The sequence below is a fragment of the Pseudomonas defluvii genome (assembly GCF_001695625.1).
GTDB classification, from domain to species: Bacteria; Pseudomonadota; Gammaproteobacteria; order Pseudomonadales; family Pseudomonadaceae; genus Aquipseudomonas; species Aquipseudomonas defluvii.
Genome location: NZ_MBPN01000029.1, coordinates 32,677 through 55,210, shown reverse-complemented (window position 1 = coordinate 55,210; position 22,534 = coordinate 32,677). Strand labels below are relative to the sequence as shown.

20 protein-coding genes are annotated in these 22,534 nt (G+C 59.7%); 13 read left to right on the top strand and 7 right to left on the bottom strand.

The features are described 5' to 3' along the window. Positions 1-295, top strand: a 295-nt coding sequence (locus tag EKA13_RS10695; protein WP_342671850.1) for a protein YgfX, incomplete at its 5' end; no start/stop codon positions are given. Here EKA13_RS10695 and nadB read toward each other — a convergent pair. After that, a complete protein-coding gene (nadB, locus tag EKA13_RS10690) occupies positions 264-1,880 on the bottom strand; it encodes an L-aspartate oxidase (protein ID WP_065759361.1) in 1,617 nt (538 codons plus the stop codon). The two genes, EKA13_RS10695 and nadB, sit on opposite strands and share 32 nt — an antisense overlap. 483 nt (positions 1,881-2,363) lie before the next feature. Here nadB and rpoE point away from each other — a divergent pair, with 483 nt between their 5' ends. From rpoE to pdxJ, 10 genes are all read left to right on the top strand, one after another. Further along, positions 2,364-2,945 carry an RNA polymerase sigma factor RpoE/AlgU gene (gene rpoE / locus EKA13_RS10685; protein WP_065759360.1) on the top strand — a complete coding sequence of 194 codons (582 nt, stop codon included), beginning with the start codon at positions 2,364-2,366 and terminating at the stop codon, positions 2,943-2,945. Positions 2,946-2,976: 31 nt separating this feature from the next. Beyond that, on the top strand, positions 2,977-3,564 hold the full coding sequence (locus tag EKA13_RS10680; protein ID WP_065759359.1) for an RseA family anti-sigma factor: 588 nt from the start codon (positions 2,977-2,979) through the stop codon (positions 3,562-3,564). Between the two features lie 12 nt (positions 3,565-3,576). Further along, a complete protein-coding gene (locus EKA13_RS10675; protein WP_065759358.1) occupies positions 3,577-4,542 on the top strand; it encodes a MucB/RseB C-terminal domain-containing protein in 966 nt (321 codons plus the stop codon). A 300-nt stretch (positions 4,543-4,842) separates the two neighbouring features. After that, entirely contained in the window at positions 4,843-6,222 is a 1,380-nt protein-coding gene (locus EKA13_RS10670) for a DegQ family serine endoprotease (RefSeq protein WP_425415170.1), read from the top strand. 222 nt (positions 6,223-6,444) lie between these two features. Beyond that, on the top strand, positions 6,445-8,244 hold the full coding sequence (gene lepA / locus EKA13_RS10665; protein ID WP_065759356.1) for a translation elongation factor 4: 1,800 nt from the start codon (positions 6,445-6,447) through the stop codon (positions 8,242-8,244). Positions 8,245-8,249: 5 nt separating this feature from the next. Next, complete coding sequence (gene lepB, locus EKA13_RS10660) at positions 8,250-9,104, top strand: signal peptidase I (protein ID WP_065759355.1); 855 nt, start codon at positions 8,250-8,252, stop codon at positions 9,102-9,104. Between the two features lie 239 nt (positions 9,105-9,343). After that, positions 9,344-10,033 (top strand): ribonuclease III, encoded by a 690-nt coding sequence (gene rnc / locus EKA13_RS10655; RefSeq protein WP_065759354.1) that lies wholly within the window; start codon positions 9,344-9,346, stop codon positions 10,031-10,033. Next, positions 10,026-10,928 (top strand): GTPase Era, encoded by a 903-nt coding sequence (era, locus tag EKA13_RS10650; protein ID WP_065759353.1) that lies wholly within the window; start codon positions 10,026-10,028, stop codon positions 10,926-10,928. The genes rnc and era overlap by 8 nt, the downstream gene beginning before the upstream one ends. A 56-nt stretch (positions 10,929-10,984) precedes the next feature. Beyond that, a complete protein-coding gene (recO, locus tag EKA13_RS10645) occupies positions 10,985-11,668 on the top strand; it encodes a DNA repair protein RecO (RefSeq protein ID WP_065759352.1) in 684 nt (227 codons plus the stop codon). Positions 11,669-11,712: 44 nt separating this feature from the next. Then, complete coding sequence (gene pdxJ, locus EKA13_RS10640) at positions 11,713-12,456, top strand: pyridoxine 5'-phosphate synthase (protein WP_065759351.1); 744 nt, start codon at positions 11,713-11,715, stop codon at positions 12,454-12,456. 65 nt (positions 12,457-12,521) lie between these two features. Here the strand turns inward: pdxJ and cmoB are convergent, their stop codons facing one another. The 6 genes from cmoB to EKA13_RS10610 all read right to left on the bottom strand — a co-directional run bounded on the left by cmoB (position 12,522) and on the right by EKA13_RS10610 (position 21,254). Beyond that, positions 12,522-13,478 carry a tRNA 5-methoxyuridine(34)/uridine 5-oxyacetic acid(34) synthase CmoB gene (gene cmoB / locus EKA13_RS10635; RefSeq protein ID WP_065759350.1) on the bottom strand — a complete coding sequence of 319 codons (957 nt, stop codon included), beginning with the start codon at positions 13,476-13,478 and terminating at the stop codon, positions 12,522-12,524. Next, positions 13,475-14,218, bottom strand: a complete 744-nt coding sequence (cmoA, locus tag EKA13_RS10630) for a carboxy-S-adenosyl-L-methionine synthase CmoA (RefSeq protein WP_065759349.1) — start codon at positions 14,216-14,218, stop codon at positions 13,475-13,477. The genes cmoB and cmoA overlap by 4 nt, the downstream gene beginning before the upstream one ends. 83 nt (positions 14,219-14,301) lie before the next feature. Beyond that, on the bottom strand, positions 14,302-14,694 hold the full coding sequence (locus tag EKA13_RS10625) for a protease inhibitor I42 family protein (RefSeq protein ID WP_065759348.1): 393 nt from the start codon (positions 14,692-14,694) through the stop codon (positions 14,302-14,304). A 151-nt stretch (positions 14,695-14,845) separates the two neighbouring features. After that, positions 14,846-17,266 (bottom strand): endopeptidase La, encoded by a 2,421-nt coding sequence (lon, locus tag EKA13_RS10620; protein WP_065759347.1) that lies wholly within the window; start codon positions 17,264-17,266, stop codon positions 14,846-14,848. A 162-nt stretch (positions 17,267-17,428) separates the two neighbouring features. Beyond that, the gene (locus EKA13_RS10615; protein WP_065759346.1) at positions 17,429-19,837 is read right to left on the bottom strand and encodes a glucose/quinate/shikimate family membrane-bound PQQ-dependent dehydrogenase; all 2,409 of its coding nucleotides are present in this window, start codon (positions 19,835-19,837) and stop codon (positions 17,429-17,431) included. Positions 19,838-19,904: 67 nt separating this feature from the next. Then, positions 19,905-21,254 carry a carbohydrate porin gene (locus tag EKA13_RS10610; protein ID WP_065759345.1) on the bottom strand — a complete coding sequence of 450 codons (1,350 nt, stop codon included), beginning with the start codon at positions 21,252-21,254 and terminating at the stop codon, positions 19,905-19,907. 390 nt (positions 21,255-21,644) lie between these two features. On the opposite strand from EKA13_RS10610, the gene EKA13_RS10605 reads away from it, so the two are divergent. Then, the gene (locus EKA13_RS10605) at positions 21,645-21,866 is read left to right on the top strand and encodes a VF530 family protein (RefSeq protein ID WP_065759344.1); all 222 of its coding nucleotides are present in this window, start codon (positions 21,645-21,647) and stop codon (positions 21,864-21,866) included. A 3-nt stretch (positions 21,867-21,869) separates the two neighbouring features. Continuing rightward, positions 21,870-22,529 (top strand): Pr6Pr family membrane protein, encoded by a 660-nt coding sequence (locus EKA13_RS10600; RefSeq protein WP_065759343.1) that lies wholly within the window; start codon positions 21,870-21,872, stop codon positions 22,527-22,529. Positions 22,530-22,534: the final 5 nt, after the last annotated feature.

Genomic DNA, 22,534 nt, shown 5'->3' with positions numbered 1-22,534 from the left:
TGGCGCCTGGATGTTGCCGCGGCATATCGTATTGACTCATCCCCGTGCGTTCACCCGGTTGCGTAGAGACGCCCAGGGCTGGCATCTGTGGAGCCCTGCGCAGGGCTGGCAGTCGGTGCAGTTGTGTCGTGACAGCCTGGCGTTGCCTGGCCTGGTACTGCTGCGCTTCAGGCGCGCTGGGCGACGCTGGACGGAAAGCCTGTGCATTCCCTTCGACGCGCTGGAGCCGGTGCAGCACCGGCGCCTGCGCGTGCGGTTGAAGTTCAGTCGGCGTAGGTGGGCGGCAGCAGAATAGTGTCGCGGGCCTCTTTCAGCATCTGTGGGTAGTCCAGCGTGTAATGCAGCCCGCGACTTTCCTTGCGTTGCATGGCTGAACGTATCATCAGTTCCGCGACCTGGGCCAGGTTGCGCAGCTCGATCAGGTCGCGGCTGACCTTGTAGTTGCTGTAGAACTCGTCGATTTCGTCGAGCAGCAGGCGTACCCGGTGTTCGGCACGCTGCAAGCGCTTGTTGGTGCGCACGATGCCGACATAGTCCCACATGAATCGCCGCAGTTCGTCCCAGTTGTGCGCAATGATCACGTCTTCGTCCGAGTCGGTGACCTGGCTGGCATCCCAGCATGGCAATGTTGCGGGCATGCTTACCTGGTCCAGCTTGCTGATGATGTCGGCAGCAGCGGAGCGCCCATACACGAAGCACTCAAGCAGCGAGTTACTGGCCATGCGGTTGGCACCGTGCAGGCCGGTGAAGCTGGTCTCGCCAATGGCATAGAGGCCGGGCACATCAGTATGGCCCTGTTCGTCGACCACTACGCCGCCGCAGGTGTAATGAGCGGCCGGCACTACCGGGATTGCCTGGGTGGTGATGTCGATGCCAAAGGTCAGGCAGCGTTCGTAAACGGTCGGGAAGTGGCTTTTGACGAATTCGGCGGGCTTGTGGCTGATGTCCAGGTAGACACAGTCTGCCCCGAGGCGCTTCATCTCGTGGTCGATGGCGCGGGCGACGATGTCCCGTGGTGCCAGTTCTGCGCGCGGATCGAAGCGCGGCATGAAACGCTCGCCGTTCGGCAGTTTGAGCAGTGCGCCTTCGCCGCGCAGTGCTTCGGTAATCAGGAAGCTCTTGGCCTGCGGGTGATACAGGCAGGTCGGGTGAAACTGGTTGAACTCCAGGTTGGCGACCCGGCAGCCTGCTCGCCAGGCCATGGCGATACCGTCGCCGCAGGCCCCGTCGGGGTTGCTGGTGTAGAGGTAGACCTTGGCGGCCCCTCCGGTAGCCAGTACGGTGAAGCGTGCGCCGTAGGTGTCGACTTCGCCTGTCGAGCGGTTCAGAACGTAGGCACCCAGGCAGCGCTCACCCTCCTGGCCCAGGCGCCGCTCGGTGATCAGGTCGACCGCAACCCGCTGCTCAAGCAGTTCGATGTTAGGGCGCTTTCGAGCCTGGGCGAGCAGGGTGGTAAAGATCGCCGCGCCAGTGGCGTCGGCAGCATGAATGATGCGTCGATGACTGTGGCCACCCTCACGGGTCAAATGGAACTCAAAACTGCCGTCGTCGACGCTGGCATGTTCATCGCGTGTAAACGGTACGCCCTGGTCGATCAACCACTGGATGGCTTCTCGGCTGTGTTCGACCGTGAAGCGCACGGCATCTTCATGGCAAAGCCCGCCGCCTGCGTTGAGCGTGTCCTCGACATGAGACTGCACGGTATCGGTGTCGTCGAGTACGGCTGCTACACCACCTTGAGCCCAGAACGTTGAACCGTTGGCGAGCTCGCCTTTACTGAGAACGGCAATGCGCAAGTGCTCTGGCAAGGTGAGGGCCAGGCTCAGGCCGGCAGCGCCGCTGCCAATCACTAGGACGTCATGTTGAAACTGTTGGCTCATGTCTGGAACTTCCGCGCGGGGCGACCAAGAGGGCGTAGGTGCCCCCTAGTATATAAAGGGGGGGATCGGCACAATAGTCAGGCTTTTATGGCATTGTGAAACTATCGTGAATCGAAATGGGTAGTCTTTATAACAGCCCAATACCCGGTATTTCCATGCTATCTGCCGATTTTGCGTATGAGGTATCCCTGTCGGCAGCGGGAACTTTCCTTGAATTTCGGATATCCATAGAAGGCTGCCTGCATCACAGGACGCCGCGTCGATGGCAGCCGGGGCTTGTGTTAGCCGCTCTGCCCATGCCTTCGATGACCAGACTATCGACGCAGCCGGCGACGACCGTGCTGCGTTTTTTCGTGCGGGCTGACGACAGGCTGCAGGAAACTTGCTTGGAGGGGGAGAACTTTTGCGAAAAGCCCGAGTCTATGTTTGCAAGCCTGAGCGATGGCTGTTGCAGCACTCCTCCAGGTTCACCGAGGAGTATTCATGCTAACCCAGGAAGAGGATCAGCAACTTGTCGAGCGCGTACAGCGCGGCGACAGGCGAGCCTTCGATCTGTTGGTGCTGAAGTATCAGCACAAGATTCTCGGGTTGATCGTGCGTTTTGTGCACGACACCCATGAAGCCCAGGATGTGGCCCAGGAAGCGTTCATCAAGGCCTACCGGGCTCTGGGCAATTTTCGTGGTGACAGTGCGTTTTACACCTGGCTTTACCGCATTGCCATCAACACGGCAAAGAATTACCTGGTGTCGCGCGGTCGGCGGCCACCAGACAGCGATGTAAGTTCCGAGGATGCGGAATTTTACGACGGCGATCATGGTCTCAAGGATCTCGAGTCCCCAGAACGCTCGTTGTTGCGTGATGAGATCGAAGACACTGTTCATCGAACCATTCAGCAACTGCCAGAAGATTTGCGTACAGCGTTAACTTTGCGCGAATTCGATGGTCTGAGTTACGAGGACATTGCAAGCGTCATGCAGTGTCCGGTGGGTACCGTGCGCTCCCGAATCTTCCGCGCTCGGGAGGCCATAGATAAAGCCCTGCAGCCCTTGTTGCAGGAAACCTGAGACAGCGGCGACAGCCAAGAGAGGAACCGCCATGAGTCGTGAAGCTTTGCAGGAATCGCTGTCCGCGGTAATGGATAACGAAGCGGACGAATTGGAATTGCGTCGGGTATTGAATGCCGTCGACGATTCTGAAGCCCGTGCAACCTGGTCGCGTTATCAGATTGCGCGTGCAGCCATGCACAAAGAGCTGTTGGTGCCGCAGCTGGACATCGCTGCTGCCGTGTCGGCAGCGCTGGCCGATGAAGCGACTCCGGTGAAGGCTGCCCCTCGGTCATGGCGTAGCCTGGGGCGTCTGGCGGTTGCTGCCTCGGTAACGGTTGCGGTATTGGCAGGCGTTCGCCTGTACAACCAGAATGAGATCACTGGCGCTCAACTGGCAGCCCAGCAGCCTCAGCAAGGCCTTTCTGTGCCACAAGTGCAGGGCCCTGCTGTTTTGGCAGGCTATAGTGAAAGTGCCGATCAGCCAGGGCCGATGGCCAATGGTGTGCTGCAGGGGCAAGCAGGCTGGCAGGATCAACGTTTGCCAGGATACTTGCGTCAGCATGCTCAGGAAGCAGCCCTGAAAGGTACTGAAAGCGCTTTGCCTTATGCCCGTGCGGCCAGCCTGGAAAATCGCTAAGTAAGGAGGATCATGCGCACGCTACCTCTCATACCGCTTTTGCTCGGTGTATGGTTGACGGGCCCTGCCTTAGCCGCCAATTCCTCCACTGAAGCTACTGACTGGCTCAGTCGTCTGGCAAAAGCCGAGCAACAGCAAAGCTATCAGGGTACTTTCGTTTACGAGCGTAACGGCAGTTTCTCCACTCACGAAGTCTGGCATCGCGTTCAGGATGGCAAGATCAGCGAGCGTTTGGTGCAGCTCGATGGGGCGGCTCAGGAGGTCGTGCGTGTTGACGGTATTACCCGCTGCGTGAGCGGAGCCTTGTTGGCGGAGGTGAGCAGTGTACCGGCCGTTCCCGGTCGGGTACTTGATCCGCTGAAACTGATGAACTGGTATGACCTGGGTATTGCCGGCCGTTCGCGTGTCGCCGGCCATGACGTCACCATTGTTACCCTCAGCCCGCGCGACCAGCATCGTTATGCGTTTGAACTTCATCTGGATCGCGAAACCGGCTTGCCGCTCAAGTCATTGATGATCAATGACAAGGGGCAATTACTGGAGCGATTCCAGTTCACGCATCTGGACACTGCCAATGTGCCGAGTGACGCCCAGTTGCAGCCTGGCGATAACTGCAAGGCGGTTGTCCAGGCTTCTGAAGCGGCTGCACAGCACGTGACAGGTTGGCGTTCAGATTGGTTGCCGCCAGGGTTTGAGCTGGTCAACAGCTCGATTCGCCAAAGCAAGGACGGAAAAAGAACTGTCAGTAGCCTCATGTACGATGATGGGCTGGCGCGCTTCTCTGTGTTTGTCGAGCCCTCTGGCGAGGGGGGCGCTGTCGATACGCGTACCCAGCTTGGGCCGACCGTTGCAGTTTCGCGACGCTTGACGACGCCCAAAGGGGATATGGCGGTGACCGTTGTTGGTGAAATTCCGATCGGCACGGCTGAGCGCGTTGCACTGTCGATGCGGGCGCAAGATGCTCAGGCTAAACAGTGATTGTCGTTTAAGAGGTGCACGGATGACAGGCACGCCGACCAGGGACAGACATGATTGGTAAGCTTTGCGGTTTGCAAAATCTAATGGAATTTTCTATAGGTCAGGCCTTTCGGGGTCTGGCCTTTTCTGCTGTTGCAGCATCAAGAATGCCTATGCATCCAGCCTGTTTGTCGCCTTCACGGGTGCCGCCGGGCTTCTTGCGTTCGCAGGTCCCTACTGCTTAACCACGCTTGTTGTGACGGGAGCCGTATGTCAATACCACGCTTGAAATCGTATCTAACGTTGTTCGCCGCCGTGCTGATGCTCGGTCAGGTGGTCACCGCACAGGCTGAAGCCTTGCCGGACTTCACTACGCTGGTCGAGCAAGCTTCGCCGGCCGTGGTGAACATCAGTACCCGGCAGAAAATGCCAGATCGCCAGCTCGCGGGTGGGCAGATGCCTGACCTGGAAGGCTTGCCACCGATGTTCCGGGACTTCTTTGAGCGCAACATGCCTCAAGGGCCCCGCTCGCCGCGTGGTGATCGCCAGCGCGAGGCGCAGTCGCTGGGCTCGGGGTTTATCATTTCCAGTGATGGCTACGTGCTGACCAACAATCACGTAGTGGCTGATGCCGACGAGATCATGGTCCGCCTGTCGGATCGTAGTGAGTTCCAGGCCAAAGTGGTGGGCACTGACCCGCGCACCGATGTTGCGCTCTTGAAAATCGATGGCAAGAACCTGCCTACCGTCAAGCTGGGCGACTCGGAGAAACTCAAGGTCGGTGAATGGGTGCTGGCTATCGGCTCGCCGTTCGGCTTCGATCATTCGGTGACGAAAGGCATCGTCAGTGCCAAGGGCCGTACACTGCCTAACGACACCTATGTGCCGTTCATTCAGACGGACGTGGCCATCAACCCGGGTAACTCCGGTGGCCCGCTGTTCAACATGAACGGTGAGGTGGTCGGGATCAACTCGCAGATCTTCACCCGTTCCGGTGGCTTCATGGGCCTGTCGTTCGCTATCCCGATCGATGTGGCATTGGATGTCTCCAACCAACTGAAGAAAGACGGCAAGGTCAGCCGTGGCTGGCTGGGTGTGGTCATTCAGGAAGTCAACAAGGACCTGGCAGAGTCGTTCGGCCTGGACAAACCGGCCGGTGCGCTGGTCGCCCAGGTGCTCGAGGATGGCCCGGCGGCCAAGGGTGGCCTGCAGGTGGGAGACGTTATCCTGAGCCTGAACGGTCAGCCGATCATCATGTCCGCTGATCTGCCTCATTTGGTGGGTGGCCTGAAAGAGGGTGCCAAAGCCAGCCTGGAAGTGGTCCGTGAAGGCAAGCGTCGTACGCTGGATGTCACCATCGGTTCACTGCCGGATGATGACCAGGAAATCGTAGCCAGTGCCAACGGTGGTATCGAGCGCAGCAGCAACCGCCTGGGCGTTTCCGTGGCGGACCTGAATGCCGAGCAGAAGAAGGCGCTGGAGCTGAAGGGCGGTGTCGTCATCAAGGAAGTTCAGGATGGCCCGGCTGCAATGATTGGCCTGCGGCCAGGTGATGTGATTACTCATCTGAACAACCAGGCGATCATTTCGGCCAAGAGCTTCACTGAAATTGCCAAGGACCTGCCGAAGAACCGTTCGGTGTCGATGCGTGTGCTGCGTCAGGGCCGTGCCAGTTTCATCACCTTCAAGCTGGCTGAATAAGCCGGGTTGATCGAAGAGGGCGGCCATGGCCGCCCTTTTTTGTGTCTTTTGATGAGCGCAGAGCGCTCTGTAAGCGCCTGCTGTGGGTGAATCGCACAGTCGGCAGGGGATGTTCCTACGGCGCGAAATCGTTGTTCACGTGACGCCCACGCTGAGCATCAGGTACAATTCCCGGCTATTTTTCGGCGGGCCTCGTTCCGCAGCCTTTTTGAGTGTTGACCCGTGAGTGATTTGAGTCATATCCGCAATTTCTCCATCATCGCCCACATTGACCATGGCAAGTCGACGCTGGCCGACCGCTTCATTCAAATGTGCGGCGGCCTGTCCGCGCGTGAGATGGAAGCCCAGGTACTCGATTCCATGGACCTGGAGCGCGAGCGCGGGATCACCATCAAGGCTCACAGCGTCACCTTGCACTACAAGGCAAAGGACGGTGTCACCTACCAGTTGAACTTCATTGATACCCCAGGTCACGTTGACTTCACCTATGAAGTCAGCCGCTCGCTGGCCGCCTGTGAAGGTGCCTTGCTGGTGGTCGATGCTGGCCAGGGCGTCGAGGCTCAGTCGGTTGCCAACTGCTACACCGCCATCGAGCAAGGCCTTGAGGTCATGCCGGTCCTGAACAAGATGGACCTGCCCCAGGCCGACCCGGAGCGGGTCAAGGAAGAAATCGAGAAGATCATCGGTATCGACGCTACCGATGCCGTTGCCTGCAGCGCCAAGAGCGGCTTGGGTGTGGAAGAGGTGCTTGAGCGCCTGGTGCACACCATTCCTGCACCGACCGGTGATATCGAAGCGCCGCTGCAAGCCCTGATCATCGACTCCTGGTTCGACAACTACCTGGGCGTTGTGTCCCTGGTGCGTGTACGCCACGGTCGCGTGAAGAAAGGCGACAAGATTCTGGTCAAGTCCACCGGCAAGGTCCACCTGGTGGACAGCGTCGGTGTATTTACCCCGAAACATACCCAGACCGTCGACCTCAAGGCCGGTGAAGTGGGCTTCATCATTGCCAGCATCAAGGACATTCATGGTGCGCCAGTGGGCGACACCCTGACTCTGAGCTCAACCCCTGAGGTTGAGGTGCTGCCAGGTTTCAAACGGGTTCAGCCACAGGTTTATGCCGGTCTTTTCCCGGTCAGCTCCGATGATTTCGAAGATTTTCGTGATGCATTGCAGAAGCTGACCCTGAACGACTCGTCGTTGCAGTACTCGCCGGAAAGCTCCGACGCACTGGGCTTCGGCTTCCGTTGCGGCTTCCTCGGCATGCTGCACATGGAGATCATCCAGGAGCGCCTGGAGCGCGAATACGACCTGGACCTGATCACCACCGCGCCAAGCGTAATCTTCGAGGTCAAACTCAAGACGGGCGAAACGATCTACGTCGATAACCCATCGAAGCTGCCGGATATCTCTGCAGTCGAGGATTTCCGTGAGCCGATCGTGCAGGCGACCATCCTCGTGCCTCAAGAGCACCTGGGTAACGTCATCACCCTGTGCATCGAGAAGCGCGGCGTACAGCGCGACATGCAGTTCCTCGGTTCGCAAGTACAAGTGCGCTACGATCTGCCGATGAACGAAGTGGTTCTGGACTTCTTCGACCGCTTGAAGTCCACCAGCCGTGGTTATGCGTCGCTGGACTACCATTTCGACCGTTATCAGTCGGCGAATCTGGTAAAACTCGACGTGCTGATCAACGGCGACAAGGTCGATGCCCTGGCCCTGATCGTGCACCGTGACAATGCGCACTATAAAGGTCGCGCATTGACCGAGAAGATGAAGGAACTGATTCCTCGGCAGATGTTCGATGTGGCCATCCAGGCCGCCATTGGCGGGCAGATCGTCGCGCGAACCACTGTCAAGGCGCTCAGAAAGAACGTACTGGCTAAATGTTACGGTGGCGACGTGAGCCGTAAGCGCAAGCTGTTGGAAAAACAGAAGGCCGGTAAGAAACGCATGAAGCAGGTCGGCAACGTGGAAATTCCACAAGAAGCCTTCCTGGCCGTGCTCAGGTTGGATAGCTAGGTCCTATGTCGCTAAATTTCCCGCTGTTGTTAGTCATCGCCGTTGCCGTTTGCGGTCTGCTGGCCTTGCTTGATCTGCTGTTTCTGGCGCCACGCCGGCGGGCAGCGATCAGTAACTATCAGGGCAGCGTCAGCCAGCCTGATATGTCGGTACTTGAGCAGCTCAACAAGGAACCGCTGCTGGTTGAATACGGCAAGTCGTTCTTTCCGGTGCTGTTCATCGTGCTGGTGCTGCGCTCGTTCCTGGTAGAGCCGTTCCAGATCCCTTCGGGGTCGATGAAGCCGACCCTTGAAGTGGGCGATTTCATTCTGGTGAACAAGTTCTCCTATGGCATTCGTTTGCCGGTGATCGACAAGAAGGTCATTGAGGTTGGTGACCCTAAGCGGGGTGATGTAATGGTGTTCCGCTACCCGAGCGATCCGAACGTGAACTACATCAAGCGGGTGGTTGGCCTGCCAGGTGACCAGATCCGTTACACCAGCGACAAGAAGTTGTTCGTCAACGGTCAGCTGATTGCCGAGCAACTGGTGGGTACCGAGCCAGGCACCCTGGGCAGCGCCGAGCTGTACAAGGAAAAACTGGGCGAGGTGGAACACCTGATCCGTAAGGAAATGGGCCGCTACCGGATGCCGCCGGACCAACAGTGGGTAGTCCCGGCTGGGCACTATTTCATGATGGGCGACAACCGCGACAACTCCAACGACAGCCGATACTGGGATGACCCCAACATTCCAAAAGAGCTGCACGGCATGGTTCCGGACAAGAACATCGTCGGCAAGGCCTTCGCTGTCTGGATGAGTTGGCCAGAGCCGAAATTGAGTCACCTGCCGAGCCTTTCGCGGGTTGGGCTGATCAAGTAACACCTAAACGGCGCTGTCTTGGGACAGCGCCGAATGCTTTTCTGGCATAGGCTGTGTTCAGGGTGTCTGTGGATGTCCCCGAATCACTGGGTCGGAAGGGCATGAAGCCAAATAGTCTTTCAGGATCCGGATTTGAACAACGCGTTAAACCTGACGGCCACGAGCCAATCCGATAAGTGTGGGCGCTGGGCTGAGTCCCAGGCGCAAAAAATCGGCCATAAACCGAGCGTGGGTACACTGTGAGCGTTTCCTTGAGCCGCCTCGAGCGCAAGCTCGGCTACACCTTCAAGAACCAGGAGCTGATGCTGCTGGCCCTCACGCATCGCAGTTACGCCGGGCGTAACAACGAGCGCCTGGAATTTCTGGGCGATGCGATTCTCAACTTTGTTGCCGGTGAGGCGCTGTTCGAGCGTTTTCCGCAAGCCCGTGAGGGTCAGTTGTCACGCCTGCGTGCGCGGCTGGTCAAGGGCGAGACCCTGGCCGTACTGGCGCGTGGGTTCGACCTCGGCGAGTACCTGCGTCTGGGCTCTGGCGAATTGAAAAGCGGCGGTTTCCGTCGCGAGTCGATTCTGGCCGACGCCCTTGAAGCGCTTATCGGTGCGATTTACCTCGACTCGGACATGCACACCGCGCGTGATCGCGTGCTGGACTGGCTGACTGGTGAGTTCGAGAGCCTGACGCTGGTCGATACCAACAAGGACCCGAAAACCCGTTTGCAGGAATTCCTGCAGTCACGGGCCTGCGAACTGCCCCGCTATGAAGTGGTGGATATTCAGGGTGAACCGCATTGCCGGACGTTTTTCGTCGAATGCGAAGTGGCCCTGTTGACTGAAAAAAGCCGAGGGCAGGGTGTTAGCCGGCGTATTGCCGAGCAGGTCGCCGCGGCGGCAGCCCTGATCGCCCTGGGCGTGGAGAATGGCAATGACTGATACGAATACTACCCGTTGCGGCTATGTCGCCATCGTCGGCCGCCCCAACGTGGGCAAATCGACGTTGCTTAACCACATCCTCGGGCAGAAGCTGGCGATTACCTCGCGCAAGCCGCAGACCACACGTCACAACATGCTTGGGATCAAGACCGAGGGCGATATCCAGGCGATCTACGTCGATACCCCCGGTATGCACAAGAGCAACGAGAAGGCGCTCAACCGCTACATGAACAAGACCGCTTCGGCGGCCTTGAAAGACGTCGACGTGGTTATCTTCGTTGTCGATCGCACCCGCTGGACCGATGAGGACCAACTGGTGCTGGAGCGCGTGCAGTACGTGCAAGGCCCGGTGATCCTGGCCATCAACAAGACCGACCGTATCGAAGAGAAGGCCGAGTTGATCCCGCACCTGCAATGGTTGCAGGAGCAACTGCCGAATGCCGAGATCGTGCCGATTTCCGCGCAGCAGGGGCATAACCTCGATGCACTGGAAGCACTGATCGCCAAGCACCTGCCGGAAAACGAACACTTTTTCCCGGAAGACCAGATCACCGACCGCAGCAGCCGTTTCCTGGCCGCTGAACTGGTGCGCGAGAAGATCATGCGTCAACTCGGTGCCGAGCTGCCGTACCAGATCACCGTGGAGATCGAAGAGTTCAAGCAGCAGGGCAAGATCCTGCATATCCATGCCTTGATCCTGGTCGAGCGTGATGGTCAGAAGAAGATCATCATTGGCGACAAGGGCGAGCGGATCAAACGCATTGGTTCCGAGGCACGCAAGGACATGGAGTTGCTGTTCGACGCCAAGATCATGCTCAACCTCTGGGTCAAGGTCAAAGGTGGCTGGTCTGATGATGAGCGTGCCCTGCGCTCCTTGGGTTACGGCGACCTGTAAGCCTCCAGGCCCGATACCGTCCGGTGTCGGGCCGACTCCTTTCTGAAGTTCAACTCATGGAACTACCCGTCGGCCAACCGGCTTACGTCTTGCACAGTCGGGCCTACCGCGAAACCAGTGCACTGGTGGACTTCCTCACGCCTCAGGGCCGGCTGCGTGCGGTGTTACGTCGTGCACGGGGTAAGGCCGGAACGCTGGCGCGTCCCTTCGTTGCGCTGGAAGTCGAGTTCCGTGGCCGTGGTGAACTGAAAAACGTCGGGCGCATGGAAAGCAATGGTGTCGGTATCTGGCTGAACGGTGATGCACTGTTCAGTGGCCTCTACCTTAACGAGTTGATGACCCGACTGCTGCCCCTCGAGGACCCGCACCCCCGGTTGTTTGAACATTACACCGCAACCTTGCAGGCATTGGCCGCCGGGCGCGCGCTGGAGCCGTTGCTGCGCTCGTTCGAGTGGCGCCTGCTGGATGAGCTGGGGTATGCCTTCGAGTTGGATCGGGATCTTGCGGGGGAACCGCTGGCCGCCGATGGCCTGTATCGGTTGCAGGTGGATGCAGGCCTGGAGCGGGTTTACCTGCTTCAGCCGGGTGTGTTCAATGGCGTTGAGCTGACAGCCATGGCCGAAGCCGACTGGAGTGTGCCCGGTGCCTTGAGCGCGGCCAAGCGTTTGATGCGTCAGGCGCTGGCTGTTCATTTGGGCGGAAGGCCATTGGTCAGTCGCGAACTGTTTCGCAAGCCGTAAGCTCGTCGTATGCTGTGAGGCTCAATTTTCAGGAGAGCTTCTTCGTGACCCACAGCAACCGCATTCTTCTCGGCGTGAACATCGACCACGTGGCGACCCTGCGCCAGGCCCGTGGCACGCGTTACCCGGACCCGGTCAAGGCCGCGCTGGATGCCGAGGAAGCCGGTGCCGATGGCATCACCGTCCACCTGCGTGAAGACCGCCGGCATATTCAGGAGCGCGACGTGCTGCTGCTCAAGGATGTGCTGCAAACGCGGATGAACTTCGAGATGGGCGTCACCGAGGAAATGATGGCGTTTGCCGAGCGTATTCGCCCGGCACATATCTGCCTGGTACCGGAAACACGTCAGGAGCTGACCACCGAGGGCGGCCTGGATGTGGCTGGCCAGGAAGCGCGGATCAAGGCGGCAGTCGAGCGCCTGTCGCGCCTCGGCTCGGAAGTGTCCTTGTTCATCGATGCTGACGAGCGCCAGATCGAGGCGTCTCGCCGTGTTGGGGCTCCGGCTATCGAACTGCATACCGGTCGTTACGCTGATGCCGAAACACCCGCTGACGTGGCTGAAGAGCTCAAGCGCGTCGCCGACGGCGTGGCCTTTGGCGTCGCTCAGGGCCTGATCGTAAACGCCGGGCACGGCTTGCACTATCACAACGTGGAAGCAGTCGCGGCAATCAAGGGCATCAACGAGCTGAACATCGGGCATGCACTGGTTGCCCATGCCCTGTTCGTCGGCTTCAAGTCGGCAGTGGCCGAGATGAAGTCTCTGATTCTGGCGGCCAGCCGCGGCTGAGCAATAGGTCACTCATGTATGCCGCCAGACGAGGTGATACCTGGTCGGCGGCTTAGCATTGAGCATTACTTGCGCGCGACCAGCACCGCACGGCGTGGTGCTGGCAAACCTTCGATGGTGCGGCTGTGATCGTTGGGGTCGAGGAAGTCGCTGAGCGACTGATAACGCATCCACTCGGTGCTGCGTTGTTCCTCGATGCTGGTGACGCTGACATCGACGCAGCGCACGTCACTGAATCCGGCGCGACGCAGCCAGCGCTCCAGCGCAGGTACCGAGGGCAGGAACCAGACGTTGCGCATTTGTGCGTAGCGGTCTTCAGGTACCAATACCTGCTGTTCATCACCGTCGATGACCAACGTTTCCAACACCAACTCGCCACCCTTGACCAGGCAGTCCTTGAGCGCCAGCAGGTGCTCGATTGGCGAGCGCCGATGGTAGAAGACGCCCATGGAGAATACGGTGTCGAAGCCTTCGAGGTTCGCTGGTAGGTCTTCCAGGGCGAACGGCAAGTGCCAGGCCGGCAGTTCTGGCAGGTAACGTTGCACGGCCTGGAACTGGCAGAAGAACAGCCAGTTGGGGTCTACGCCAATGACGCTGTCGGCACCGGCACCGAGCATGCGCCACTGGTAGTAGCCATTGCCGCAGCCGACGTCCAGTACACGCTTGCCGCGCAAGTCCAGGTGCGGCGCGACCCGCTCCCATTTCCAGTCCGAACGCCATTCGGTGTCGACGTGAACCCCGAACAGGTCGAAAGGCCCCTTGCGCCAGGGCGACAAGCCCATCAGTGCCGTGCGCATCTGTTCACGCGTGGCAGGCTCGCAGTCGCAGTCCAGGCGCAGACCGTTGAGCAGGTCGACGTGCTCGGGGGTGAGCGCGGGCAGGGCATCGAGCGCCGCTTGCCAACGTTCGAGGTCGCCATGGCCTTTTTCCAGCTTGGCATCGAGTTGTGCCTGCAGGCCCTGGGACCATTCAGCCAGAGGGGTGCCCGCCAGGCGGCGAACAAGAGGGGAAAGATCAATCATGGCAGGGCAATCAGTGAGGCGAAATTAAGGCACTGGAACCACGGCACGACCTTGGAGAAGCCCGCTGCGAGTAGACGCTCACGGTGTTCTTCCAGGCTGTCGGGTTTCATCACGTTCTCGATGGCACTGCGTTTCTGGGCAATTTCCAGTTCGCTGTAGCCATTGGCGCGCTTGAACGCGACATGCAGGTCGGTGAGCAGGGCGTGTTCCTGTGGGTCGTTGAAGCGCAGTTTTTCCGAGAGGATCAGGGCGCCGCCGGGCAGCAGGGCCTGGCGAATACGCGACAGCAGTGCCAGGCGCTGCTCTGGGGCAATGAACTGCAGGGTGAAGTTCATCGCCACCACCGAGGCAGGCTGGAACTCAAGGGCGAGGATGTCGCCTTCGATCACTTCGACCGGCAGCAGCTCCTGGAACATTGAGTCTTGGGCCGTGAGGTACTGGCGGCAACGCTCGACCATGGCTGCGGAGTTGTCCACAGCGATAACGCGGCAGCCGTCCTGGCGTACATGCCGGCGCAGTGCCTGGGTGACAGCACCCAACGAGCTGCCCAGGTCGTACAGGGCGGTGTGCGGCTGAGCAAACTGCGCAGCCAGTACGCCGAGGTTCTCGACAATGGTCGGGTAGCCGGGTACTGAACGCTTGATCATGTCCGGGAACACTCGGACCACGTCTTCGTTGAAGGCGAAGTCGGGCACCTGGCCAAGCGGCTGGGCGAATAGGCGGTCGGGTTCTTTGCTCACGGGCAGTCCAGGCGTTCAGCGGTAAAGGGTCGGCATTTTAGCCAAACTGGCAGCGGGATGCATGGCCGGCTGACAAGTGCGGCTTACTTCACCGTAATTGCACAATCAAAGGTCTGTGCCGGGGGGACTTCCGGTGCCCAGGGTTGTTGATAGACCAGTATCAAGTGACCCTCGCCAGCGGTCTTCGCCTGGAAGCGCCATACCGATTGCCCGGCGCTACCGACCAGCCCTGTACCTTCGGGGTTGCTGTAGACCTCCGGGCCAAGGCTGCGCAGGATACTGGCGGCAGGGTTTTGCAATAACCAGCGGTAGCCCGTGGTGGGGTTGCTGGGCAGCGTCAGGGTGAGGGTTTGATCATTTCGCAACTGGACGGGGCAGTCTGCCGTTTTTTCCAGATTGATGTTCTGCCGCGGTTGTTGGGCACAGGCGCTGAGCAGGGCGAGGCTCACGGGAACGAGCAGGCGGGCAATGGTCATGATGGCTCCGAATGAACGACGAAGACGCAGCATAACCGAAGCGCTCGCACATGTAGGCGTCGGCCTCACCCGCGATGCAGGCACTGCGGGCGATGCGCCATGGCATCACGCGCATCGCCCGCAAGGCTGGCTCTCACAGCCGCCGCAGTAGTCAGAACAATACGTTGGCAACGTCGCTGAAACGCTTGGCAAAGTGCACGTTCAAGCCTTGTTTGAGGTAGTCCGGCAGCTCTTCAAAATCGCCGCGGTTGGCCTCAGGCAGGATCAGCTCGAAGATTTTCTGTCGGCGTGCGGCAATCACCTTCTCGCGTACGCCGCCAATCGGCAGCACATGCCCGGTCAGTGTCAGCTCGCCAGTCATGGCCACGCCTTTCTTCGGCGCCTGGTCGCGGGCCAGCGATAGCAAGGCACTGGCCATGGTCACGCCGGCACTCGGGCCGTCCTTGGGCGTTGCTCCTTCCGGCACATGCAGGTGGATAAAGGCCTCGTTGAAGAAGCTCGGGTCGCCACCGAACTGCTTCAGGTGCGAGCTGACATAGCTGTAGGCGATCTCGGCAGATTCCTTCATGACATCGCCCAACTGACCGGTCAGTTTGAAGCCGCGGTTCAGGGTGTGGATCAGTGTCGCCTCGATTGGCAAGGTCGCGCCGCCCATGCTGGTCCAGGCCAGGCCGGTGATGACGCCTTTTCCTGCCAGCACCTGTTCACTGCGAAACACCGGCATGCCCAGGGAGGCTTCAAGGTCCTTCGTGCCAATCTTGATGGTTGTGTCGGGGTGCTCCAGTAACTGCACCACGGCTTTGCGCACCAGCTTGCCCAACTGCTTCTCAAGCTGACGTACGCCAGCTTCGCGCGCATAGCCTTCGATGACCGCGCGCAGGGCGCTGTCGGTGATACTCAGGCTGGTTTTGGCCACCCCGGCTTTCTGCAGTTGCTTGGGCCACAAATGGCGCTTGGCGATAGCCAGTTTCTCTTCGGTGATGTAGCCGGAAAGGCGGATCACTTCCATGCGGTCGAGCAATGGCCCGGGAATCGAGTCGAGGGTGTTGGCGGTGCAGACGAACAACACTTTGGACAAGTCCAGGCGCAGGTCCAGGTAATGGTCGAGGAAGTCGACGTTCTGTTCCGGGTCGAGGGTCTCCAGCAGCGCCGAGGCGGGGTCGCCCTGGTAGCTCTGGCCCATCTTGTCGATCTCGTCGAGCATGATGACCGGGTTCATTACGCCGACGTCCTTCAAGGCCTGCACCAGTTTGCCCGGTTGGGCGCCGATGTAGGTGCGCCGGTGCCCCTTGATCTCGGCTTCGTCGCGCATGCCGCCAACACTGAAGCGGTAGAACGGCCGTCCCAGGGATTCGGCAATGGATTTGCCGATGCTGGTCTTGCCGACGCCTGGCGGGCCTACGAGCAGGACAATCGAACCGCTTATTTCGCCCTTGTAGGCACCCACCGCAAGAAACTCAAGGATTCGCTCCTTGATGTCGTCGAGGCCGGCATGGTGAAGGTCCAGCACCTTGCGCGCATGCTTGAGGTCAAGCTTGTCTTTGCCGTAAACGCCCCAGGGCAGGGCGGTTGCCCAGTCCAGGTAGTTGCGGGTGACGGCATACTCCGGTGAGCCGGTCTCAAGAATCGACAGCTTGCCCAGTTCTTCATCGATACGTTTCTGCGTGGCGCTTGGCAGAGTTTTGCCTTCCAGGCGCTGCTTGAACTGTTCCAGATCGGCACTGCGGTCGTCCTTGGTCAGCCCCAGTTCCTGTTGGATGACTTTGAGTTGTTCCTTGAGGAAAAACTCACGCTGATGCTCACCGATCTGCCGGTTCACTTCGGCAGAAATCTCGTTCTGCAGGCGTGCGACCTCGACCTCCTTGCGCAACATCGGCAGGACCTTCTCCATGCGCTTGAGCATGGGCACACAGTCGAGCACTTCCTGCAGTTGGCTACCGGTGGCCGAGGTCAGTGCGGCGGCGAAGTCGGTGAGGGGGGACGGGTCGTTTGGGCTGAACCGGTTTAAGTAGTTTTTCAGTTCTTCGCTGTACAGCGGGTTGAGCGGCAGCAGCTCCTTGATCGCGTTGATCAGCGCCATGCCATAGGCCTTCACCTCGTCGGTGGGCTCGCTGGGCTGATGCGGATAATCAACCTCGACCAGATAGGGCGGTCGATGGTGCTTGAGCCAGCCGCGGATACGCACACGGCTCAGGCCTTGGGCAACGAATTGCAGTTTGCCGTTTTCGCGGCTGGCGTGGTGGACCTTGACCAGGGTGCCGTAGGTTGGCAGCGTCGATGTATCAAAGTGCCGAGGGTCGTCAGGCGGAGTGTCCATGAAGAACAGCGCCAAGGCATGGTGCGGTGTCTTGGCCACCAGATCGAGGGTTTCTGCCCAGGGTTCTTCATTGACGATGACCGGCAACACTTGCGCCGGGAAGAACGGCCGGTTGTGAATCGGGATGATATAGACCTTGTCCGGCAGTTGCTGGCCGGGCAATGCCAGGTGGGTACGGCCACTGTGGCTGGCTTCAATATGTTCGACTTCGGCCTGTTCCTTTGGCGTTTCCGGGAGATCCTGCTGGTCGCTCATGGGGCACCTGCGTAAATGACTATGGTGCTTAAATGGGGCGGGTGAAAGGCTGTTTCAATGGCAAAGGTTGTGCCCACGCCATGCAAAAAAAACGGCCACCTAAAGGGTAGCCGTTCAATCACATGAAAGCGCCCGGTTTGCGCGGGGCGCTCTCAGTTGGCATCAGTCAGCCAATTTGTAAGCAATTACGTAGTCACCCATTTTGGTGCCCAGCGAGCCATGGCCGCCAGCCGTCACCAGCACGTACTGTTTGCCGTCCTTGCCGGTGTAGGTCATCGGGGTTGCCTGGCCACCTGCCGGCAGGCGCGACTTCCACAACTCTTTGCCGGTGTTTACGTCGTAGGCGCGCAGGTACTGGTCGAGTGTGCCGCTGAGGAAGCCCAGGCCGGAGGCCGTCACAATTGAACCGCCCATGCTCGGTACACCGATCGGCAGGCCAATCGGCAGCGGTGAGCTGTCGCGGCTGGTACCGTTCTTGTGTTTCCACACCACTTTGCCTTTGTTCAGGTCAATACCAGCAACGTAACCCCAGGCGGGGGCCTGGCACGGTATGCCGAGCGGCGACATGAACGGATGCATGGTCACGGCATAGGGCGCACCGCTATTGGGTTGTACGCCGCTGGTTTCGCTTTCACGCTTGCTGCCTGCGGCAACATCGGCGCGCGGCACCAGCTTGGAGACGAAGGCCATGTAGTTCGGGCTGGTGAACAGCAGTTGGCGAACCGGATCAACCGAGACGCTGCCCCAGTTGAATACGCCGACGTTGCCTGGGTAAATCAGGCTGCCTTGCAGCGATGGCGGGGTGTACTGGCCTTCGTAGCGCAGTTCGCGGAACTGGATGCGGCAGAGCATCTGGTCAAACGGGCTGGCGCCCCACATGGCTTGTTCGGTCAGGTCCGGGCCTAGCAGGTTGAGGTCCGAGCGTGCCTGGGTCGGCGAAGTGTGATCGCCTTCGACCGCGCCCTGAGGTACCGGGACTTCCTGGATCGGAATGATCGGCGTGCCATCACGACGATCGAGGACGTACAGGCTGCCCTGTTTGGTCGGTGCGATCAGGGCCGGTTTCGCGCCATCGACGGTGGCCATGTCAAGCAGGGTCGGCTGGCTGCCGACGTCCATGTCCCACAGGTCATGGTGGGTGAACTGGTAATTCCAGCGCACCTTGCCGGTGGTCAGGTCCAGGGCCACGATGCCGGCGCTGAATTTCTCTGCGCCGGGGGTGCGGTCGGCGCCCCATTGGTCTGGCGTCTGGTTGCCCAGTGGCAGGTAGACCATGTTGAGCTTTTCATCGACGCTGGCCAACGACCACATATTGGGGGAGTTGCGGGTGTAGAACTTGCCCGCTGCCAGCGGTGCGGTGGCCTCAGGGTTGCCGGCGTCCCAGTTCCAGACCAGGTGCCCGTCGTGTACGTCGTAAGCGCGGATGACACCGGACGGCTCGTTGGTCGATTCGTTGTCGGTGACGTGGCCGCCAATGATCACCAGTTGGCGGGTAATGGCCGCAGGCGAGGTTGAGTAGTAGCCGCCAGCGGTGAATGGGCCGATACCGGTGGTCAGGTCGATGACACCCTGATTGCCGAAGCCTTCACAGATTTTGCCGTTATCAGCGTTCAGTGCGATCAGGCGCGCATCAGCGGTTGGCAGGTAGAGGCGGCGAGGGCAGGCGCGGAGCACCGCCATGCCGGCTTCGGAGATTTTTGGGGCCGGGCTGCCGTCCATGTTGACGTAGTTGTTCTCGTCGTAATACGACACCCCCCGGCAGGTCATGTGGGCGAAGCCCTTGAAGCCGACCGGGCTTTTGATCTGCGGATCGAAACGCCAGATTTCCGCGCCGGTGTCCGGGTCCAATGCCAGTACTTTGCTGTGCGCGGTGCAGGCATAGAGCATGCCGTTGGCTTTCAGCGGGGTGTTCTGGTTGGTCAGCTCCACCGGGTCGTTGTCAGTTGGCAGATCGCCTGTACGGATACGCCAGGCTTCTTGCAACTTGTGAATGTTGTAGGGCGTGATCTGGCGTAGGGGCGAGTAACGGTCACCATACTCAGTGCGGCCATAGGCCTGCCATTCACCGTCCGGCATTTGCGGCGCGGTGCTGGCCATGTCACTGCTGTCGCGGCCCAGCTTGCCATTGATTTCACCTGGGTGAGTGAACTGGCTGGCGATGGCTGTAGCACCCGACAACACGACGGCCAGGCTCAGCAGGCCGGTGTTCACTTTGCTCGGTTGGCCGCGCAGTGGGCGGCGTGCCCATGGCAGCAGCAGGACAACGCCCAGGGCGAACCACAGGGCCAGACGGGGCACCAGTTGCCACCAGTCCAGGCCCACTTCCCACAGCGCCCAGAGGGTGCTGCCCAGCAGAACCAGACCGTACAGGCCGAGGGCATTGCGGCGTAACGCCAGCAGCAGGATGCCCGACAGGGCAAAACCGATACCGGCAATCAGGTAATACAGCGAGCCGCCAAGCTGGCTTAGCTTTATGCCGCCGGCCAGCAGTGCCAGGCCCATCAGCAACAGCAGAATGCCGAGCAGTCTCGGCAGCCAGCGGGTTCTACTCAAGGCACCGTCAGTGCTCATCGTGTGTTCTCCGTACAGTTGAAACAGTTCGAGCCGCAGCTCGGATAAAATTCGGGGTGGTTCATGTTTAGAAGCTGCTCTGGATTTTCAGGCCGCCGATCAGCGCGTCGTCGACCTGCCCGACACCGCCTGGGTGGCGGATGTACTGCAGGTTCGGGCGCACGGTGAGCCAGTTGGCCAAGTGAATGCCGTAGTACAGCTCGGCGCTGTACTCGGTGTCCTGGACCGGCAGGAAGGCGGGGTTGTCGTAGTCATCCAGGCCCTGGGCCGCATTGCTGGCCTGGGCGTTCTTGCGGTAGGCGGGGTTGGCATGCACGCGTGCCAGGGCGAAACCGATATCGTCCTTGGCACGGGCATCAAACGGGCCCTTGTACACCACACCTGCCTGAACATAGTTGTCGATGGCATTGGTCTTCTTGTCATGCAGCGTGGCGTTGGCGAAAACGCTCAGGCCGCGGGAGTGGTCGCTGGCCAGCGACGTCACCTGTTGCTGCGCACCCAGCCAGAAGCCATGCTTGCTCGAACTGCTGCGATAGGCCTGGCCGCTGAGTGCTGCCGGTTGATCGTTGCTGTCTTTATAAACATCGGTTGCCTTGGCACTACTGTAGTAGTAACCGGCGCGATATTCCCCTTTCAGGCCGCTGAAAGTGGGGGTCCAGACCAGTTCTATCGGCAGTACTGCACCTTGGGTGCCGCTGCCGCTGAGCTTGAAACCATTGCCACTTTCAAGGTTGGAGGGGTTCTGCTCGTAAGCGCCGACCTGCGCATAGAGCTCAGGGCTGAGCCGGTACTTGACCCGCATCGCCCACTGGCTGACGGGCCAGTTGTACCAGATGCCGCCCACCCAGTTGCCGACCTGTGAGCCACAGAAGGCCAGGTTCTGGAAGTCGCAGGGGAAGCTGTTGAAGTCTTCGCCTTCACCGAAGCGGCCGATCTTCACATCCAGTGCGCCATCGAAATACTGCTGCTTGATCCATAGCTGGGTCAGTCGCCAGGTTTCGCCGCGACCCCAGACCTCCTGCGCAGAGGTGAAACCACCTACGCGAGGATCATTGATGCGGTCGTTGCTGATGTTGTCACCGTGGCGTTCGGTGACGGTCAGTTGAAACTCGGTGGCATGCCAGCCGAGGATCTTCTGCAGGTCCAGGTGCGTACCGAGCGTGAACTGGTCGCTGTAGCGTGCGGTCTTGTCGTGGTCGTAGCCGCCGTGCAAGTTGCTGCCCATCTCGCCGACGTAACCCAGGGTGAAGTCGTAGCCGCGCTCGGCCAGTTCTGTGCGGGTGCCGCCCCAGTCGCCAAGCATCCAGGGGGCGTCACTGTCCAGCATCGCGGCGCAGGTGTGCGGGGCAATTGCGGCAAGTGTCAAACCTGTCAGCAGTACGGAGGAAGAACGACGGGAGGGTGAAAACTGAGGCATGAGATAGCGCTATCTTTTGATTGTTGGAAAAACGGCAACGCCTCCGAATGTGCTCTATCACCGGAGACAAAACTGCTAATTAGGGAAAGTGAAGCGTTTCAGCGTGCGGCGGGCAGGATATAGATGAATGTGTAAGAAAAAAAGTCCAATCAACGTGAGGCACTGTTGCCGCTTCTGTAACAGTCCTTCAGCAGGGGGCAAAGGTGGTGTTCAGGCCGACTTCGATGCTGCACCTCGCTGGCTGAGCCTGTTACGACGTGCGCCAGAACGCTCGGGCACACTAGACTGTCGGAAACAGGTCGAGATCCGAGTGCATGGCGTTGCTGAAAAAGCAGACGTGGAGCCAAGGCTCGGCTAAGGTGCGCACCTTTCGTTGGCTGGAGCACAGGCATGACTGCCGGTAATCAAAATCCTCTGCATGGCGTGACCCTGGAACAGATCCTCAATGCCCTTGTTGCGCGTTACCAATGGGAAGGGCTGGCGCAGCGTATTGATTTGCGCTGTTTCAAGAGCGATCCGAGTATCAAATCGAGCCTGACATTCCTGCGACGTACGCCGTGGGCGCGGGAAAGGGTCGAGCAGTTGTACGTCAAGATGCAACGGGGTCGCTAACTGATGCGTCTGGAGCAGCGGGTGCCTTGGGTAGGGCTGCTGGCCTGCCTGGGGTGGGCTGCACTGGCCATTCAGATGTACCTGGTGTTGTGGGCGCGCTGGCAGGCGCAGGCCAGCCTGATAGGCGGGCTGGTGAATGTCTTCAGCTACTTCACCGTACTCAGTAACACCCTGGTTGCTGTAGTGCTCAGTCAGGCGGCGTTTGGCCGAGAAGGCCCGGCGCGGCAGTTTTTTCTGCGGCCCTCGGTGAGTTCTGCGGTTGCAGTCAGCATTTCGCTGGTGGGGGTGGCATACAGCCTGTTGTTACGCCACCTGTGGCAGCCGCAAGGCTGGCAATGGCTGGTCGATGAACTGCTGCATGACGTCATGCCGCTGTTGTACCTGGGGTATTGGTGGTGCTGTGTACCCAAGGGCAGTTTGCGGGCAATACAGATTTTACCGTGGTTGCTTTACCCGCTGGGTTACTTTGCCTATGTGCTGCTGCGTGGGCACGAAATTGGCGTCTATCCCTACCCGTTCATTGATGTCGCCACACTGGGGTATGCGCAGGTGATGCTCAATGCGCTGGCTATCCTGGTGGGTTTTGTTGCACTAGGGCTGCTGTTGATCAGCCTCGATCAATGGCAGGGCAGGCGTCTGGCAGCCGCCAGAGCGCAGCCCTGATGCCA